The following is a 16,822-nucleotide window of genomic DNA, read 5'->3' as shown; positions in this document are numbered from 1 at the left end:
AGCCGGCGGTGGCACCAGCAACTCGACCGTAGGCACGGGCGGTTCATCGGCGGGTTCGGGCAGCGGATCGGGCTCGGCCTCGACGCTTGGCACCGGCGGCTCGTCGGCGGGCGGCGGCACCAGCAGTTCGTCGATCGGCACCGGCGGCTCCGCCGCAGGCTCCGGCAGCGGCTCAGGCTCGGCCTCGACGCTCGGCACCGGTGGTTCGTCGGCGGGTGGCGGCAAGAGTTCGTCCAGCGTCGGCACCGGCGGCTCTGCGGCAGGCTCCGGCTCCAACTCGGCATCGACAGTCGGCACGGGCGGCTCGTCGGCCGGCGGCGGCAAGAGCGGCTCGACCGTGGGAGCGGCCGGCTCCTCCGCGGGACATGCCAGCGACATGGGCATGGAAAAGGGCAAAGGCCACCACAAGGACGAGATGAAGAAGGACAAGGACTGACATCCGGCCGGCGGAGCGGCAGCAATGCCGCTCCTTCGTCCTTCCTGAGGAGGACTGGCATGAACAGACCAATCGTTGCGATCGCAGTTTTGACTTTGATGAGCAGCGCCGCTGCGGGGGAAACCATGCAGAAAACCGGCAAGACCGCGTCCGGCGAGACCTGCCGGGTCACGGTGGAAAAACATCCCGACGGCAGCATTACCGCGCTGGGGTCATCGGGTTCGGGCACCACCGGCTCGACCTCATCGAGCGGCTCGCTGTCGAGCTCTAGCTCGGCCGGCGGATCGTCGGTGCACGTCCAGGCCGGTGGCGGCAACGTGTCGAGTTCGTCCTCGACGGCCGGCGGCCCGGGTTCGACCAGCGCGAGCACCGTCACGGTCAACGGCTGCACCATCTCGACATCGTCGCCCTAGCAAAAGGATTTCACAGATGAGAATGTTGATCGCGACCTCGTCGGTCGCACTTCTGCTCGCCGCCGCCTCGCCGTTGTCGGCGCAAACCAGCATGACCGGCGGCACCGGGGGCTCGGCCGCGGCCGGCGGCACCTCGGCCAGCACGCTCGGCACCGGCGGCACGTCGACGTCGGGCTCCGGACAGACCGGCTCGTCGATTGCAGCGGGCGGCAGCGCCGCGTCTGCCAACGGCAAGGCGCAGTCCGGCACCAGCATGAACAAGGGCAACGGTCCGGTGCTCAATTCCAATGCGCGCGCGCAGGCGCATGAGGGTGGTACGTTCAGCCGCTCCCACACCCGCACGAAAGTCAAGGCGGGCGAGGAGGTCGGGTCGACCACCAAGACCATGTCGCACGTGCCGGGCTCCAAGCCGACCATGTCGACGACATCGACCAACGTGCGCTGAACCATCCTCACGAGACTGCTGCCCGCAACCTGCGGGCAGTTTTTCTTTGTGAGCAGGTTTTTCGTTGGTGAACGGATCAACCGCCGCTCAGCGTGCGGCTGACGCGGGTCACGAGTGCATCCCACTGCCGCTTCTCGGCGGCCGGATAGTTGATCAGCACGCAATGCACGTAGCGGCGGCCAAAGTTGCAGCGGTCGTACCAGATCTTGCCGCCCCGGGTGCTGGAGACCACGAAGAAGCGCGGCGTGATGCGCTTGTAGGTGATGCCGGGCGGCGGATTCTTCCGCGCCAGGAAAGCGGCCGGTGAGCTGCCGTCATTGGGAACGGCCTGCACCGTCAAATCCGCACGGCCGTCGCTGGTCCGGTACTGCATGCCATAGCCGTCGGGCCGGCCGGCTTGCTCGGTGAAGATGGACGAAGGGATATCGACGCTGGTCCCGGTCTCGGGAATGCGATAGCCACTCCAGCTGTCCGCGCGGGCGGCCGCCGGAAAGGCACAGAGCATGACAAGGATGGTGGCGATCTTCTTCATCGTATGGACCGGCTTGTGCTGGTGGGCCGACAACGTGGGGAAACGCCGGACGTTCCTTTCCGCGATGTGAACGCGCGTTGCGCCCAAGCCGGATGATAGTCTCGAGCGCGCCCGCTAGCGAGCGCGTTTGCCCTTGTCCGTGGGCAAGGGGCAATTCGTACAAGCGCTGTCGTCGCACATGCGGCAGATCGTGAAGCGATCCATCTCGGAGGTATCCTGCCGAGCCAACAACTCATGGAGCAGCGTTTCAAGGCGCTTCGTTTCAGCCGGCGACAGTACATCCAGAAGCGACGCGACGGCCGAAATCCGCGAAGTCATCAAATCGTTGCGGGTTGCGGCGCCCTTCGCCGTCAGGTGCAAGGCAACCTCGCGGCCGTCCTGTCCGGGCCGACGTTCGACCAGCCGATCCGACACCAGACGGTCCACCAGCCGGACCGTTCCTGAATGCGACAGGCCAAGGATCCGCCGCAGCTTGTCGTTGGTCATGCCCTGGCCATAGCCGATGACGACCAGTGCCGCAGGGGTCTCGCCACCGCGGCCGATGACCTCGCGCGCGCCCTGCTCGATCCGATCCATGACGGCGAGCGAAAGCGCCCCCAGCAAATTTGCGATTCCAATTTCCATACACCGACAATATGTGCGGAGCGCACAAAAAACAACTTGACGATATGTGCGCTCCGCACATAATTTGGATCGCGGGGCTCGATCACATGGAGAATGACGATGAATACTCGGAGCGCGGCACGACAAGCGAATGCCCAAGCGGATACCAGGGGCACCGAACCCGCCTTGAAATACGTGCAGGCCAACGGCGTGCGCTTCGCCTATCTCGAACAGGGCGATGGCCCCCTGGTCATGTTCCTGCACGGCTTTCCCGACAATGCCTGGTCGTATCGAAAGCAGCTGCAGGTCTTCGCGGATGCCGGGTATCGTGCCGTCGCGCCGTTCCTGCGTGGCTATGCGCCGACCGAGATTCCGGCGGACGGCATTTTCGATCCGATCGCACTGGGCAAGGATCTCGAAGCCCTCATCGCGGCGCTGAGCGACGACGGACAGGCACGCGTCGTCGGCATGGATTGGGGCGGCACCTCGACCTTTCAGGCGCTGGCCACGGCGCCATCGGCAATCAAGGCCGCCGTGGTCATGAACACCGCGCACCCGATTACAATTTCGAGCATCAGACGGGATCCGGAGCTCGTTCGAGCCGTCTTCCACGTCTATTTTTTCCAGCTGCCCGGCGCCGAATCCGCGGTCAATACCGAGGGCCTCCCCTTTGTCGACTATCTCTGGAAGCTGTGGTCACCGACATTCAACAATGCCGAGCACATCCGTTCGATCAAGGAGACACTCAGCTCGCCCGGCACGATGGCCGCGGCGCTGAAATATTACGGAGGCCTGACCGATGCGGGGCTCACGGGCCGGCTGCCGATCAATGACATGCACACGCCGACGCTGACGATCTATGGCAGCAACGATCCGACAGCGAGGTACTCGGTCAAGGAGGAGCCGCTGTTCAAGGGGCCGCACAAGCGGATTGTCCTGCCCGATGTCGGGCACTTCCCGCACCTCGAGCGTGAGGAAGAAGTCACCGGCCTGATCATGGACTGGTTCAAGACGCACGCGCCTGACTGAACGCAGAGGGCGGTGGCCCACAACATCCTTCGATTTTCTAATCTGGAGTGCGCGCAATGGACGCCAAGACACAACATCAATATGCCGAGACCTTTCATGCCCTTCACAGGAAGGGCGATCCGCTCGTCCTGTTCAACGCCTGGGACGCCGCCACCGCCAAAGCCATCGCGAAGACCGCTCCGGCCATCGCGACCAGCAGCGGCGCGGTCGCCTCCGCACTTGGATACGCCGACGGAGAAAATGTCCCGTTCGACATGGTGACCGGCCTCGTATCGCGGATGACTGCGGCCGTGTCAGTTCCAGTCTCAATCGATCTGGAGGCAGGATATGGCGACACCCCGGAGGCCGCCGCCAGATCGGCGACCGAGGTTTTGAAAGCCGGCGCCGTCGGCATCAATATCGAGGACGGGCTATCGGGGGGAAAGCGGCAACTGGTCAATCCCGAACTCCATGCCGCCAAGATCAAGGCCGTGCGCGACGCCGCGAAAGATCTTGGAGTTCAGCTGTTCATCAATGCGAGAACAGATCCGTTCCTGCTGAAATTCGGATCGCCGGACGAGTGCATGAACGAAGCGGCAAGGCGGGCGAAGGTCTATGCCGAGGCCGGCGCCGACGGAATTTTCGTCCCCGGCCTCACCGATCTCGCTCTCATTGAAAAGTTGGTTCAGCTCACGCCTCTGCCGGTCAACATCATGGTGACACAAGGCGTTCCCGCACTTCCGGATCTGGCTCGCGTCGGCGTTCGGCGGGTCAGCCTCGGGCCGTGGCCGATGATGGCCGCGATGCGGATGATCGGACAGGCCGCGGCCGCGGTCGCCGCGACCAAGCAGTACGGCACGTTCCTGCAACCGGATGCCTGAGCCCGGATATCACCAGCTCGACGCAGTGTTCTGCGCCGACCGCTTCACGCTTTTCCAATCCACCGGATGGATGTCGAGAACGGTCAGCGCAGTTCCTATGCGCTCCTGTCCATGGCCGCGATCAAGGATCCGATCTCGATTGTCGCGACATTGCAGTAGCTGTCGGAGACCGCGTAGGGGAAGATGATCTTGTCGTGGTGGCGCATCGCGCCGCAAGTGTAGACGACGTTTGGAACATATCCTTCGCGTTCGGAAGGGTCCGGGCGCAATAGTGGCTCGCGCAGGCGGCCGAGCACCTTCGAAGGGTCGTTCTTGTCCAGCAGCGCGGCCCCGATCGAATATTTTCGCAAAGGTCCGACGCCGTGCGTCAGCAGCAGCCACCCGACGTCGAGCTCGATGGGTGATCCGCAATTGCCGATCTGCACGAATTCCCAGGGGTATCGCGGCTTCAGAATCGGCTGGCCGCCATCCCACGTCTGGAGATCGTCGGAAAAGATCAGATAGAGGTTCTCGTTATCCTGGCGCGCGATCATTGCATATCTGCCCCCGATCTTGCGCGGGAATAACGCCATGCCCTTGTTGCGCGCGGCACTGCCCTTCAGGGTCGATAGCCGGAACGATACAAAGTCGGACGTCTCGATCAGCTCCGACCGGATCGCCCGTCCGCTATAAGCGGTGTAGGTCGCGTAGTAGATCGTCTCGCCGGCGTTGCTGAAATGCACAAAGCGGGCGTCCTCGATCCCGTTCGACTGCGCTTCAGTGACCGGGAAAATCACCCGCTCGCTCAGATCCTGGCCGGCCGCAAATGTAACATCAATCTCGTCGCCGCCGGCGCCCGATGTCAGCTTGACGAGATCGGGGCTGGATGCAAGGCGCGCCGTCGGGTCGATGGTCACGGTCCCGTCTGCCGCAATAAGCCCCGAGCGAAATGTCAGGGACGACACGTGACCCTCGCCGACGGCACGAAGACTTAGGATGAAGCGAAGGCTGCCTTCCGGCGTTCCGGATTGATCGGGATGCGGCACGATACTCGGATTGAACAATGCCGAGGCCTCGAACGAATATTCGTTGAGAAAATAGGCGCCCGCGAGTTGGCGCTGCACCTGCGTGAATACAGCATGGTCGGCCAGCGCCTCTTCCATTTCCGCGGCGCGTGTCTCGAATATCTGCAACAGGTTGCGGTGACGGCCGAGGAAATTCTCCAGAACGTCGGCCAATTGCCGGTCAGCCGTCTCGGCATCGAGCGCGAGGACCCGTTCGACGATATGGTTGGCGCGGGTCTTGTCCGTCGGATTGAGGTCGCGCGGCTCTGTTGCCGGCTTGAAAGGCCGAACGATGACACGGGTCGGATCAGGCCGCAGCTGAAGGGCTTGACGTTTGAGGAAGGGAGATTGCGACAAGACGGCCTCGATGGGTTGAAGGAGGAAATCGTAATCCTGCTCCGTCAAGCGACGAGAGGAGCAGGCTTGGCCCGGCTTTCGCTCAGGCGGGCAATTTGCCGAATCTCGGAAAGCCCAAGCAAATAAGACACCACGGATTCCCCTCCCCGGTTCTCATTGGGACGATCGGGATGCAGGCCATCCCGGCAGCTTCCGGTCTCCAGATCGACCAGCGAGGCCGACAGGTCGTTGCTGCCCAGAAACCACGCGAAGACCCGCGCGGCTTCGGCTTTCCACTCGACATCGTGATCGGCCCGCCACGCGGCGAGGCATGCCGCGATGGTCGCCGCGGCCTCCAGCGGCTGCTGGTCGAAGGCTTGCGACGGCTGGCGTCGATCGCCAAACCCCGCCGTGCCGATCGGGCGGAATTGGCCTTTCGCTGAGGTTTGCCGCTTCACAAGCCAGCGCAACGACTCCAGCCCGATATTGACATAGCGCGATGTCTTGCTGGCAAGACCGGTTATGATCAGCGCCTGGGGCAAGCGCGCGTTATCATAGGCCAACCCGTCCTCGAACCAGACCCAATCGCCGGTTGCCACGGTGTCGAAGATCAAGATCAAGCGATCGGCAAGCACGGCACGCAGGCGGGTCGCCTGGACATCGCCCGGGACAGCCGAGCAGTAAGCATCGAGGCCCAGCAATACGAACGCCCACGCACGGGGCGAACGAAAATCTTCCACTGTCGCCATTGCTTCGGAAAACAAGGCCCCGGCCCATGAGCGCCGCGACGAGCTGGCGTCGGTCAACGCGCACACCCCCAAGGCCCAGAGCGTACGTCCGTGACTGTCCTCCGACCCCTTGTCCTCCAACCAGCAGCGGTTGAAGCCCATGAAATTGCGAAATCGTCGTGTATCCGGATTCCAGGCGTGCTGGACGAAAGCGGCAAATCGTGCCGTCAGCGCATCCGGCAGCCGCTCTTCACCCGGATTGTTGAGCGCACAGGCCACGAGCAGCGCCCGGGCGTTGTCGTCGACGCAATAGCCGTGGGCACGATCCGGCACGCTATGAACGGCATGCTGAAACAGTCCCGTGTCGTCGCACATCGACAGGAAATGGCCGAGCTGCATTTCCGGCGGGGCGCGGCTGTCGCGCAGCAGCGTGCCAGTATCCATACGCGCGATGGTCTTGAGCCGATGCCGGCGGCCGGCGTTCTCGAAGACCGACATATAGCGCTCGGCGGTTCTTTCCCATGTCATCGCGCGGCTGCTCGAATAGGCGCGCTTGCGCATCGCCTGCCGAAGCACGTCGTTGGTGAGCAACTTGGCGATTTCAATGCCGAGCGCTGCCGCGTCGCCAAACGGAACCAGGATGCCGCGGCCCTCGGCCAATAGTTCACGGGCATGCCAATACGGGGTGGACACCACGGCTTTACCGAGGCCAAAACTGTAGGCCAGCGTGCCCGAGGTCATCTGGGCCTCACTGAGGTACGGCGTCACGTAGACGTCAGACATCGAGATGAAATCGAGCAGCGTTTTCTTGTCGACGAACTGATCGAGGAACACGACGTGATCCTCGACGCCAGCCTGGCGCGCGTGCGCCATCAGGGACTCACGATAAGCTTCGCCACGGTCGCGCACGAGGTTGGGATGCGTCGCACCGAGGACGACGTAAACGGCGTCGGGTCGGGTCTTCAGAATCGAAGGCATCGCATCGATCATGACTTCGATACCCTTGTTCGGCGACAGCAATCCGAAGGTCAGGATGACCGACTTGTTGCTGAATCCGAGCGCAGCCTTGGCCGCGTCGGGTTCGACGAACGCAAATTCCGGGATGCCATGCGGGATGATCTCGATCTTCTCGTCAGCCATGTGATAGACGGAGCGCAACAATTCCCGACCTTTTTCAGCCATCACGACGATCTTGGACGAGCACTCGACGATGCGCGTGATGACGTCGCGCTGAGCCTCTGTCGGCTCGGACAAGACCGTATGCAGGGTTGTCACGATCGGTATGGTCAGGCGCGACAGAAGCGCCATGATCTGGCCTCCGGCTTCGCCGCCGAAAATTCCGAATTCGTGTTGCAGCGAAACGGCCTCGAAGCCGCCGCTGTTCAGATAGGCAGCCGCACGGACATAATCATCTTGCCTGTCGTCGTCGATCTCCAGGCCCACGGTGGTAGGATAATCGTAGACCTGGCCGTGATCGGTCATCGCGACGATGACCGTCTCCAGATCACTCCGGGACGCCGCAACGGCGCTCTGCAAGTCAGTAGTGAAGGTCGCGATGCCGCAGCGGCGGGGAAGCGAATTGCCGATGAATGCGATACGATTTACGGCAGCCAATTTGGCGTCTCCGATTGTTTGAGCGTGGCGGTCTCGAAGGGAGACGGGACCAGGGTGCCGGGAAAGGCGTGCGGTGCGAGACTGGCGCTCGCGGCACTGCGCTCTGTTAGCGCAGCAGGGTTTATCTTCGGGCCGGGATAGGCCAGCAGCGCTTTCAAGCCGCTCGCACCGACCTCGATTTCCGCATGGTCGGCTTCCAGGAAGATCGCGTCCCCCGGCGCCAGCCTCGTCGAGCCGAGTTGGGCCTGGCCTTCTATCGCCAGCAGCCAGGTCTCTTTCGGTGCGTCGAGCATCCAAACGGAGCCAGGAGCAAGGTCCGTCTGCTCCAGCGCAAAATAGGAATTGACCGTGAGGACCGTTCGCGCGCCGCTCAGGCGTTCGGACGGCGATTGAATCTGGCGTGGGCCTGCCGTCGCCACCGCGACGGCATGGTCGATGTGCAGTTCGCGCGCTCGTCCATAGTCGAACAGCCGGAACGTGGCGTCGCTGTGCTGCTGGATTTCCACGAGCACGATGCCGGCGCCGATCGCGTGGATCGTTCCAGCAGGAATGAGAATGACGTCGCCTGGATGAACCGGCTGCCAATCCACGATATCGGCGATCGAGCCATCAGTGATCGCGGTTCGCAACTCCGCGGCGGAGCGCAAATGGTTCAATCCCACCGCGACCCGGGCGCCGGGGATCGCGGAGACGATATACCAGGCTTCGGTCTTGCCATTGGCAAGCCCGATCGAACGCGCGAACGCATCATCCGGATGAACTTGAATCGACAGCGGCTCGGTGGTGAAGAGCATTTTGAGCAGCAACGTCGTCTTGGGCGCAGCAAGACCGGGGCGCTCGAACCACAATTCCCCGATCGGCCCGTCGCTCGTCGACGTCTCACTCCAGGGCCGCAGATCGAGACTGCCCCAGGGCTTCGGCTTGGTTCGCACGATGGCATGTTCGACCGTCAAGCGGGCCTCCCCAAGGCTGTGCGATCAGTCGTTGGCTGTTCGTGCCGGGCGCGGACCGGTCCAGGGCGGAAGCGCATCCCATTCGGCCCTTCGCATGCGGCGCTCTTCATCGCCGACCTTGACGAAGACAAACGGAGCGTCGTCCTGCCCGGTCTTCGATCCCGTGAATGTGGCCGGAAGTCCGTTCGAATTTCGGATCGTTGCTGTGTTTGCCACGTAAACCTCCTGACGATCTGCGTGCGAGATCGCTGCCGCAGATCAATTGAAAATGGATTCCGCTGCATGCAGGCCGACGCAGCGACCCGCACCGGCACCCGAGATACCAATCGGTCCAGGAGATTTGTATTTTGGGATATCGGACATGCGACCGCCTGCGTGGTTGAGGCGGGAGCGAAATGCTCTCAGTCACCGATAACTGCCAAGGGCGGGCGGTGATCTCGAGCATATAGGAACGCCGTCACCCAATAGCGAGACGAGCGCATCAATCCGATCGGCTTTATTAGCTGTATCTTTGTGTTGGCATTGCTCTATGGTCACGCGGCCTGGCGTCTGAGTTGACGGGGTTCCTCGCTCGATTTCATTATTGGCCGGCTGATCCCCCTCTCAGAAGGGTTTTCGGCAATCGGATGTCGCATGGTTTCAACGGATCGTTTCCGGCAAGAGATTCGATCCCGGCTCGAATTGGCGAACGCGCAAGGCCGGCCGAACCTGACCATCGAGTGTGGCGAGCTTTACCGCTCCATGAGCCAGCTGCCCACGTTCAATCGATGGATGATCTTCTGCTGCAACGCGATGCGCGCGGAAATGGCCTTGACCGATCATTTGATTTTCGATGACAGGAACGAAAGCCTGCTGACCGTTCACTATGCATTGCCGCGTCAATGCCGAGCAAAATCAAACCAGACACGATCGAAGTAACGCGTTTCGTTGATTTCGATGACTAGCCGGTCGTTGCTGCCGTGGCGGCTCCGAGAGTAGACGCCCTACGCCGACCGCTTCACCGCGGTCGCGCCGGCCGGTGCAATGTCGAGACGAGCGAGCATCGCCCGCGCCTGCTCGGCGCAGTGCTCGATCAGCCAGCGCTCGAACGCTAGGGGCGCGAGCGCGGGCGCGTAGAGGAAGCCTTGCACGACGTCGCAGCCGAGCTCGGCCAGCACCTTGCGCTGCGCCTCGGTCTCAACTCCTTCCCCGACGACAGTCATGCCGAGGCCCTGCCCGACGCGCACCACAGCGGTGGCGATCGCGAGCGCGCCAGCGTCACGCTCGATGTCGCGCATGAAGCTGCGGTCGATCTTGAGCTCGCGGATCGGCAGATGGGCGAGCCGGCTGAGGCTGGAATAGCCGGTGCCGAAATCGTCCACGGAAAGCCCGACGCCGAGCTCCCGGATCGCGTTCATCGTCTCGAGCGCGGCGACGCTGTCCTGCATGAACGCGCCCTCGGTGATCTCGAGCATCAGCGCATCCGCCGCCAGATCGTATTCGGCGAGGATATCCTTGAGCCGCGCGGCCAGCGTGACGTTGCGGAAATTGATCGGCGACAGGTTCACCGACACGGATGGAATGTTCAGCCCAGCGCGGCGCCAGCTCGCCATCTGCCGGCAGGCCTCGCGCACGGACCACAGGCCGATCTGCTCGATCAGGCCGCACTCTTCGGCGAGTGGGATGAATTTTGCCGGCGAGACGTCGCCAAGCTCGGCATCGTGCCAGCGCGCCAGCGCCTCGACGCCATGGATCGCGCCGTCGCAGCTGCGGATCTGCGGCTGATAGCGGAGGGTCAGCGTGCCCTCGGCGATGGCGCGGCGCAGCGCCGCAATCAAGGCCAGCCGCTGCTCGGTGAGCCCGTTCATCTCGGCGCTGAACAGGCGATGGGTCGAGCGGCCGGCCTGCTTGGCCATGTACATGGCCGCGTCCGCCTGCTGCATCAGGGTGTCGATGTCGGTGGCGTGATCGGGATAGAGGCTGACGCCGATGCTCGCCGACATCTGCAGTTGCCTGGAGCCGAGCCGCAGCGGCGCGGCCAGCGCTTCGGTGATTCCGGCCGCGACGCGCTCGGCACCCTCGGCGTTGCGCTGCGGCAGCAGGATCACGAACTCGTCGCCGCCGAGTCGCCCCAGCATGTCCTCGGGCCCGATCTGCTCGCGCAGGCGCTGCGCGAGCTGGATCAGGAGCTCGTCGCCGGCGGCATGACCGAGTGTGTCGTTGACGTCCTTGAAATGATCGACGTCGAGGAAGGCCAGCGCGACGTGGCTGCCGGTCGGGCAGGCATCGATGGCGGTGGTGATCAGGCGCCGCAATTGCGCGCGGTTCGGCAGGCCCGTGAGGATATCGTGATAGGCGAGCCGCGCGATCTCGGCGCGCGCTTCCTTGCGCTCGATCGCGAAAGCGCCGAGATTGACGCAGGCCTCGACGATGCGCCGATGCCAATTGCTCGGCGCGCGCGGCTCCCGGTAGTAGAAGGCGAACGTGGCGATGACCCGTCCGTCCTTGGCCTTGACCGGCGTCGACCAGCATGCGCGCAGGCCAATCGCGAGCGGCATCGCCTTGTACGGCCGCCAGCGCGGATCGGTCTCCAGATCCGTCGCCAGCACCGGCTCGCCGTAGAAGGCCGCGGTTCCGCACGAGCCGACATTGGGGCCGATGGCAACGCCGTCCAGTGCGCGGGAATAGTCCTCGGGCAGACTTGGGCCGCCGAGCGGATGGATCAGGCCCGCGGCATCGATATGAAGCAGCGAACAGACGACGTCGGGCGCGATCTGCTCGACACGGCGGCACAGCCGGTCGGCAATCTCGCCGATCGGAACCTCGTCGGCGAGCGCGCCCATGATGAGCTGCTGCAGCGAGCGCAGCTGCTTGGTCTCGGTGATATCCTCGAGCAGCGCGAAGATGTGCTTGACCTGGCCCTCCTGTCGCGGAAGGCATCGATGCGGGCGCAGACCCAGATCTCCTCGCCGTCCTTGTCATAGGCGAGCATCTCGACCTCGCCGCGGTGGCCACCCTCCATCAGGCGCTTGACGAGCTTCGCAACGGCCTTGCGATCGGTGTGGCGGCCGGCGAGCAGGCCCCTGGCACGGCGGCCCTCGGCTTCCTCGCTGGTGTAGCCGAACAGCGTCGTGAAGGCGGCATTGACGTAGACGATGCTCTGGTCGGTGTCGGTGATGAGCACCGCGCGGTTGGTCTGGTCGGAGACGGCGTGGAGAAGCCCGATCCTGGCGCGGCGTTCGGCATTCGCGGTGACGTCGCGCGCGAACACGATGCGATAGGTGATGCCTTCACTTGCAATGGATGAAAGCGAGATGGCCGCCCGGATGCGGCTGCCGTCGTTTCGCACGAGGCTGATCTCGTCACGGAATTCTGCAACCGGATCGGCCTGAAGGCATTTGAGGGTGAGAATTTCGGCGTCGTGACCGAGCACATCAGCGCGTGCGAGTTTCCAAATCCGCTCCGCACCGGCATTGAAATGCGTGATGCGATGCGCGCTGTCGACGATGACGATGCCCTCGTCGGCGCGTTCGAGCGCGGCCAACAGCACTTCCGGAGTTTCTGTCATGGCACAATCGGAGGCGGACATCGCTAGACCCGGAGGCATCGGGAAAATATGCAACCGACGCTAGCGCCACCATGGTGTCCAAGTCCTTTTTGCAGTCCCCTCGCACCGCGCCAAGACGCGACATGATTAACATTCCGCGAAAGAAACGAAGGTAATTGGGCGCGCACGGAACCTATTCGGCGCCGGTTTCCACCTGAAGCTTGCCGGCAACGGCGCGCACCTTGCGGGGCGCAGCTTGCCAGATCGAGAGCGCCGACAATCCGCTCACGATGATGGCGACGCCAAAGGCCAGCGTGTAGTCGCCGACCCGATCGTAAAGCAAGCCGGTGACCCAGGGACCGGCAGCGCCGCCGGCCAATGCCGCCAGCATGATCGTGCCGAAAATGCTGCCCTGGTGCTTGCCCTGAAAAATCTCGAACACCACTGCGCCCATGATCGAGGTCAGGCCGTAACCGAGCGCGCCTTGCGTGAACACCATGAGGTAGACCAGCCACAATGACGGCTGGAATTTCAGGGCCATCAGCGCCGCGAAAGAGATCGCAAAACCCGCGCAGCTGATCGCCCACACCCATTCCCGCCCGATCCGGTCGGAGACATGGCCGAGCAGGATCTGGCCGGGAATGCCGAGCAGGCTGACGATGCCGAGTGCCCACACCGCGACACCCGGGCTGAAGCCGATGTCGAGCAGGAATTTGGTCTGGTGCACCTGCACCGCGTACCAGATGTAGAGGCCGCAGAAATAGCCGAGCGCGATCCACCAGAACCGTGTCGTGGCGACCGCTTTCCGGAGTGTCCATTCGGTCCCGGCCCAGACGGGATCGACGACGTTGGAGGCGGGTTTTGCGGCGCCTGCGGCCGGGGCCGCATCGCCGTCAGGCCGAAGGCCGATATCCTCGGGACGTCGATGCAGGAACAGATTGATCGGCGCCAGCACGATCAGGATCATCAGGCCCATCGCCGTGCAGGCGGTGCGCCAGCCGGTCCCTTCGATCATGTGTTGCACCCATGGCAGCAGCGTGACCGAGCCGATGCCGACCCCGGCGAAGGCGATGCCGATGGCGAGGCCGCGCGTGCGGATAAACCAGTTCGGCAGGAACAACGACTGCCCGGAATAGCCGAGACACACCGAACCGGCGCCGACCATGACGCCGATGGTGACATAGAGATGCCATGGCTGGCTCGTGAGCGGCGCGAGCAGCAATCCGCCGCCCATCAGAACGACGCCGAGCTCCATCACCGCGCGCGGGCCGGCGCGGTCCATCAGCCGGCCGATCAGCGGGCTGACCATGCCCGACACCACGAAGCCGAAGGAGAAGGCGCCCGCGGTGACGCCGCGCTCCCAGCCGAATTCGGAGATGATGGGAGGGAAGAACAGCGAGAAGGCGGTGCGCGCGTTGACGCCGATGGCCATGGTGACGAAGGTCACCGCGACCACGACCCAGCCGTAGAAGAACGGAAGCCGCATTGTGTGTTTCATCCCTGGACGGTCCTTCCGACCATCCAGGACTGCCCGGGTCAAGCGCTTTTCGCGCATGCCTCATTGAGCGATCCTTGGGCGGCCGCCCTCAGGCCGCGTCGCGTTGCGACGATTTGGCGGGCGCGTCGAACAGGATCCGTTCGATCGGCTGCGGGCGGCCGAACAGATAGCCTTGCGCGAAATTGACGCCGAGCGCCTTCAGCCGCTCGTACTCCTCGCGGGTCTCGACGCCCTCGGCGGTGACCGACATGTCCAGCCCGCGCGCCAACGTCACGATCGAGGAGATGATGGCGGAGCTGCGCGGCTGATGCGTGAGGTTCCGGATGAACGATTTGTCGATCTTGATCTTGTCGAACGGGAAAGCGGTCAGATAGCTGAGCGACGAATAGCCGGTGCCGAAATCGTCGAGTGCGAGCGCGATGCCGATGCTCTTCAGCCGCTCCATGAAGGCGTGGTTCTCGACGCCACGCTCCAGCAGCACGGATTCCGTGATCTCGATCTCCAGCCGCTGCGGCGGCAATCCGGAATCGGCGAGCGCCGCGCTGATCATCTCGAACAGCTCGGCCTCCTTGAACTGGATCGGCGACAGGTTGACGGCGACCGCAAGATCGGACGGCCAGCCGGCCGCGTCCGCGCAGGCGCGCCGCAGCACAAACTCGCCGAGCGGCACGATCAGCCCGGTCTCCTCCGCAAGCGGGATGAACTGGTCCGGCGCAATCAAGCCGCGCGTCGGATGCCGCCAGCGCACCAACGCCTCGAAGCCGCGCCGCGTGCCGCTGAGGGCGTCGACGAACGGCTGGTAGTGCACCTCGAGCTGGCACCGCGCGATGGCGTCGCGCAGATCGCCTTCCAGCGTGCTGCGCGCCTCGAGCTCGGCCGACATCGCCTTGTCGTAGATGGTGAAGCAGTTGCGGTCCGACGATTTCGAGCGGTAGAGCGCCAGGTCCGCCTTCTTCAGCAGCTGCTCCTGATCGCTGCCATGATCGGGCGCGATCGCAATGCCGATGCTGGTACCGATCTCGACGCGGTGTCCGGGAAGAAGGAACGGCTCGGCCACGAGCTTGGCGATCCGCCCCGCCAGTTCGGTCGAGCAGACGCGCTGATCCTCGCAAGCTTCCTGGATGATGGCGAATTCGTCGCCGCCGAGCCGGGCCAGCACGTCGCTGGTGCGCAAAGCGGATTTCAGCCGCTGTGCGACCTGACGCAGCAGCGCATCGCCGGCACCGTGACCGAGCGAGTCGTTGACGTTCTTGAAGCGGTCGAGGTCGAGCATCAGGATCGAGAAGGTCGGACCGGCGTCCTTCAAACGGCCCTTGAGCTCGTCGAGCCGGGCCAGGAAGAAAGCGCGGTTCGGCAATCCGGTCAGGATGTCGGTCTGGGCGAGTTCGAGCACCCGCCGGTTCGCCAGTGACAGCCGCTGCGAATTGCGGGTTGCGAGCATGAGATAGGTCGAAAGCGACAGCGTCAGCAGCATGCCGACGATCAGCACCGCACCCGCGCGATCGTAAGTCGTCTCCAGCGGACCGCCGGCAGCCGGAACCGCCCGCACCTGCCAATCGGTGTCGCCGATCTTGAGATTGCCCGACCAGTGCAGGGCTAGCGCGACGTCCCGCATCGTCTGCGGCGCCGTCGCGGCCGACGAGTAATCCGGCAGCATTTGCTCCAGGCCGACGATCTGACCCGCGAACGGCGGATAGACGTTGACGCTGACCGCGGGGCTTGCCCCGGTGGTCACGCGAATGGACTGGATCAGCAGCGGCAGGTCGAAGACGCCGACGACGAAGCCGGCGAGATTGCGGCGCCGGTCCACGACCGCGTCGCGCGACGTTCCCTTGGCGTAGACGGGAATGGCGACGAGGACGTCGGGCAACCGGCCGCCCTCCTTCGGCTCGTAGAGGCGGGTGCGAATGGCCCCTATCCGGTCGGTGTCGCGCGCGCGCTCGAGGACCGCGCGGCGCTCCGGAACGGTCGCGTAGTCCATTCCGTAGACTGGAGACGTCTTCGGCTGGGTCGAGTAGAACACCGGAAAATATTCGTCGCTCTGCGGCGCGGTCGCGAACGCATCGCCCTGGAGCGACTTGATGCGATAGCCGGACACGCCGTCCGTGATCGCCGCGGCCTCGTATTCGGCGCGCTCCTTGCGGTTCACCCGCGGCACCCAGGAGATGCGCAGCATGCCGGGATGGCGCTCGAACAGGCGGGCGCTGAAGGTCTCGAATTCGCTGCGGGTGATCTCCTGATTGGTCGATTCGAACAGCGTGCGCAGCGCGACGAGCCTGGAGATGTACTCGCTCATGCCGTTCTGCATGACGATCACTTCGGTCTCGGCCGCGTTCTCGAACTCGATCTTGTTGACGCGGCCTTCCCATCGCGCCACGGCGGCTGCAGCCACGACCGAGAACAGAAGACCGACGCCGACTGCGACGAGCGCAGGGCGATAGAGCCCGAGCAGCGGCGCGGCACGCCACCATCCGGTCATACGCCCCCGATCCTGATCGTTCTGATCCCGACCGCCCATTCCAAAAACCGCCGTCCCCTGTCCCGCTCAACCGAACCTCTGGTTGAGCCGCCGGAGCCACTATCGGAACAGGACCGCGGTTAAGAACTGCACAATTTCGGAACCCGGCTTTTCCGCATTACCCGGTTTAGTTAATGAAGTGCAGGATGATGCGGGCTCTGTCGAAGCAAGTTGCCGGTTTTCCCCGGAGTAGTACGGAGCCGTCGATACATCGCCGATTCATCCCGTGGCGATAGCTTTCACGAAGCTACTCACCGCACCCAGCAAGACTTTTCTGATGTATCGATC

14 protein-coding genes and 1 pseudogene are annotated in these 16,822 nt (G+C 63.8%); 6 read left to right on the top strand and 9 right to left on the bottom strand.

Annotated elements, in window-relative coordinates; translation table 11 throughout:
• From IVB32_RS24660 to IVB32_RS24650, 3 genes are all read left to right on the top strand, one after another.
• Positions 1 to 436, top strand: a 436-nt coding sequence (locus IVB32_RS24660) for a hypothetical protein (RefSeq protein WP_247411711.1), incomplete at its 5' end; no start/stop codon positions are given.
• A gap of 59 nt (positions 437 to 495) precedes the next feature.
• A complete protein-coding gene (locus IVB32_RS24655) occupies positions 496 to 849 on the top strand; it encodes a hypothetical protein (RefSeq protein ID WP_026232714.1) in 354 nt (117 codons plus the stop codon).
• Positions 850 to 871: 22 nt separating this feature from the next.
• A complete protein-coding gene (locus IVB32_RS24650) occupies positions 872 to 1,294 on the top strand; it encodes a hypothetical protein (RefSeq protein WP_018454312.1) in 423 nt (140 codons plus the stop codon).
• Positions 1,295 to 1,370: 76 nt separating this feature from the next.
• On the opposite strand, the gene IVB32_RS24645 is transcribed toward IVB32_RS24650, so the two are convergent.
• Both IVB32_RS24645 and IVB32_RS24640 read right to left on the bottom strand, forming a co-directional pair.
• The gene (locus IVB32_RS24645) at positions 1,371 to 1,826 is read right to left on the bottom strand and encodes a hypothetical protein (RefSeq protein WP_026232713.1); all 456 of its coding nucleotides are present in this window, start codon (positions 1,824 to 1,826) and stop codon (positions 1,371 to 1,373) included.
• Between the two features lie 114 nt (positions 1,827 to 1,940).
• A complete protein-coding gene (locus tag IVB32_RS24640; protein WP_247411710.1) occupies positions 1,941 to 2,312 on the bottom strand; it encodes a MarR family transcriptional regulator in 372 nt (123 codons plus the stop codon).
• A 237-nt stretch (positions 2,313 to 2,549) separates the two neighbouring features.
• Between IVB32_RS24640 and IVB32_RS24635 the strand changes: the two genes are divergently transcribed.
• Together IVB32_RS24635 and IVB32_RS24630 are read left to right on the top strand one after the other, a co-directional pair.
• The gene (locus IVB32_RS24635; RefSeq protein WP_026232712.1) at positions 2,550 to 3,458 is read left to right on the top strand and encodes an alpha/beta hydrolase; all 909 of its coding nucleotides are present in this window, start codon (positions 2,550 to 2,552) and stop codon (positions 3,456 to 3,458) included.
• Between the two features lie 56 nt (positions 3,459 to 3,514).
• Positions 3,515 to 4,318: an isocitrate lyase/phosphoenolpyruvate mutase family protein gene (locus IVB32_RS24630; RefSeq protein ID WP_247370230.1), complete on the top strand. Its 804-nt coding sequence runs from the start codon at positions 3,515 to 3,517 to the stop codon at positions 4,316 to 4,318.
• A gap of 95 nt (positions 4,319 to 4,413) precedes the next feature.
• Here IVB32_RS24630 and IVB32_RS24625 read toward each other — a convergent pair whose 3' ends face one another.
• Genes IVB32_RS24625 through IVB32_RS24610 form a run of 4 tightly spaced genes read right to left on the bottom strand, consistent with a single transcriptional unit; the run spans position 4,414 to position 9,208 of the window.
• The gene (locus tag IVB32_RS24625) at positions 4,414 to 5,718 is read right to left on the bottom strand and encodes a glycoside hydrolase family 130 protein (protein ID WP_026232711.1); all 1,305 of its coding nucleotides are present in this window, start codon (positions 5,716 to 5,718) and stop codon (positions 4,414 to 4,416) included.
• 44 nt (positions 5,719 to 5,762) lie between these two features.
• Complete coding sequence (locus IVB32_RS24620) at positions 5,763 to 8,039, bottom strand: glycosyltransferase family 4 protein (protein ID WP_018454306.1); 2,277 nt, start codon at positions 8,037 to 8,039, stop codon at positions 5,763 to 5,765.
• Complete coding sequence (locus tag IVB32_RS24615) at positions 8,027 to 8,992, bottom strand: class I mannose-6-phosphate isomerase (RefSeq protein WP_018454305.1); 966 nt, start codon at positions 8,990 to 8,992, stop codon at positions 8,027 to 8,029. The genes IVB32_RS24620 and IVB32_RS24615 overlap by 13 nt, the downstream gene beginning before the upstream one ends.
• A 24-nt stretch (positions 8,993 to 9,016) precedes the next feature.
• The gene (locus IVB32_RS24610; RefSeq protein WP_018454304.1) at positions 9,017 to 9,208 is read right to left on the bottom strand and encodes a hypothetical protein; all 192 of its coding nucleotides are present in this window, start codon (positions 9,206 to 9,208) and stop codon (positions 9,017 to 9,019) included.
• 417 nt (positions 9,209 to 9,625) lie between these two features.
• Here IVB32_RS24610 and IVB32_RS24605 point away from each other — a divergent pair, with 417 nt between their 5' ends.
• Positions 9,626 to 9,910 carry a hypothetical protein gene (locus IVB32_RS24605; RefSeq protein ID WP_143273233.1) on the top strand — a complete coding sequence of 95 codons (285 nt, stop codon included), beginning with the start codon at positions 9,626 to 9,628 and terminating at the stop codon, positions 9,908 to 9,910.
• A 65-nt stretch (positions 9,911 to 9,975) separates the two neighbouring features.
• Here the strand turns inward: IVB32_RS24605 and IVB32_RS24600 are convergent.
• The 3 genes and pseudogenes from IVB32_RS24600 to IVB32_RS24590 form a co-directional block, all read right to left on the bottom strand.
• Positions 9,976 to 12,560: pseudogene (locus IVB32_RS24600) on the bottom strand (EAL domain-containing protein).
• Positions 12,561 to 12,711: 151 nt separating this feature from the next.
• A complete protein-coding gene (locus IVB32_RS24595) occupies positions 12,712 to 14,004 on the bottom strand; it encodes an MFS transporter (protein WP_018454302.1) in 1,293 nt (430 codons plus the stop codon).
• Positions 14,005 to 14,104: 100 nt separating this feature from the next.
• Positions 14,105 to 16,495, bottom strand: coding sequence for an EAL domain-containing protein (locus tag IVB32_RS24590; RefSeq protein WP_247370228.1), 2,391 nt, complete (start codon positions 16,493 to 16,495; stop codon positions 14,105 to 14,107).
• Positions 16,496 to 16,822: the final 327 nt, after the last annotated feature.

Origin of the sequence: Bradyrhizobium sp. 23, assembly GCF_023073295.1 — a bacterium.
Taxonomy (GTDB): domain Bacteria; phylum Pseudomonadota; class Alphaproteobacteria; order Rhizobiales; family Xanthobacteraceae; genus Bradyrhizobium; species Bradyrhizobium canariense_D.
This window is presented reverse-complemented; position numbering and strand designations above follow the sequence as displayed.

Excerpts from the sequence above, each read along its gene's own strand:
- IVB32_RS24640 (WP_247411710.1), bottom strand. The coding sequence starts at position 2,312 with ATGACCAACGACAAGCTGCGGCGGATCCTTGGCCTGTCGCATTCAGGA.
- IVB32_RS24590 (WP_247370228.1), bottom strand. The coding sequence starts at position 16,495 with ATGACCGGATGGTGGCGTGCCGCGCCGCTGCTCGGGCTCTATCGCCCT.
- IVB32_RS24630 (WP_247370230.1), top strand. The coding sequence starts at position 3,515 with ATGGACGCCAAGACACAACATCAATATGCCGAGACCTTTCATGCCCTT.
- IVB32_RS24635 (WP_026232712.1), top strand. The coding sequence starts at position 2,550 with ATGAATACTCGGAGCGCGGCACGACAAGCGAATGCCCAAGCGGATACC.
- IVB32_RS24605 (WP_143273233.1), top strand. The coding sequence starts at position 9,626 with ATGGTTTCAACGGATCGTTTCCGGCAAGAGATTCGATCCCGGCTCGAA.
- IVB32_RS24655 (WP_026232714.1), top strand. The coding sequence starts at position 496 with ATGAACAGACCAATCGTTGCGATCGCAGTTTTGACTTTGATGAGCAGC.
- IVB32_RS24645 (WP_026232713.1), bottom strand. The coding sequence starts at position 1,826 with ATGAAGAAGATCGCCACCATCCTTGTCATGCTCTGTGCCTTTCCGGCG.
- IVB32_RS24595 (WP_018454302.1), bottom strand. The coding sequence starts at position 14,004 with ATGCGGCTTCCGTTCTTCTACGGCTGGGTCGTGGTCGCGGTGACCTTC.
- IVB32_RS24650 (WP_018454312.1), top strand. The coding sequence starts at position 872 with ATGTTGATCGCGACCTCGTCGGTCGCACTTCTGCTCGCCGCCGCCTCG.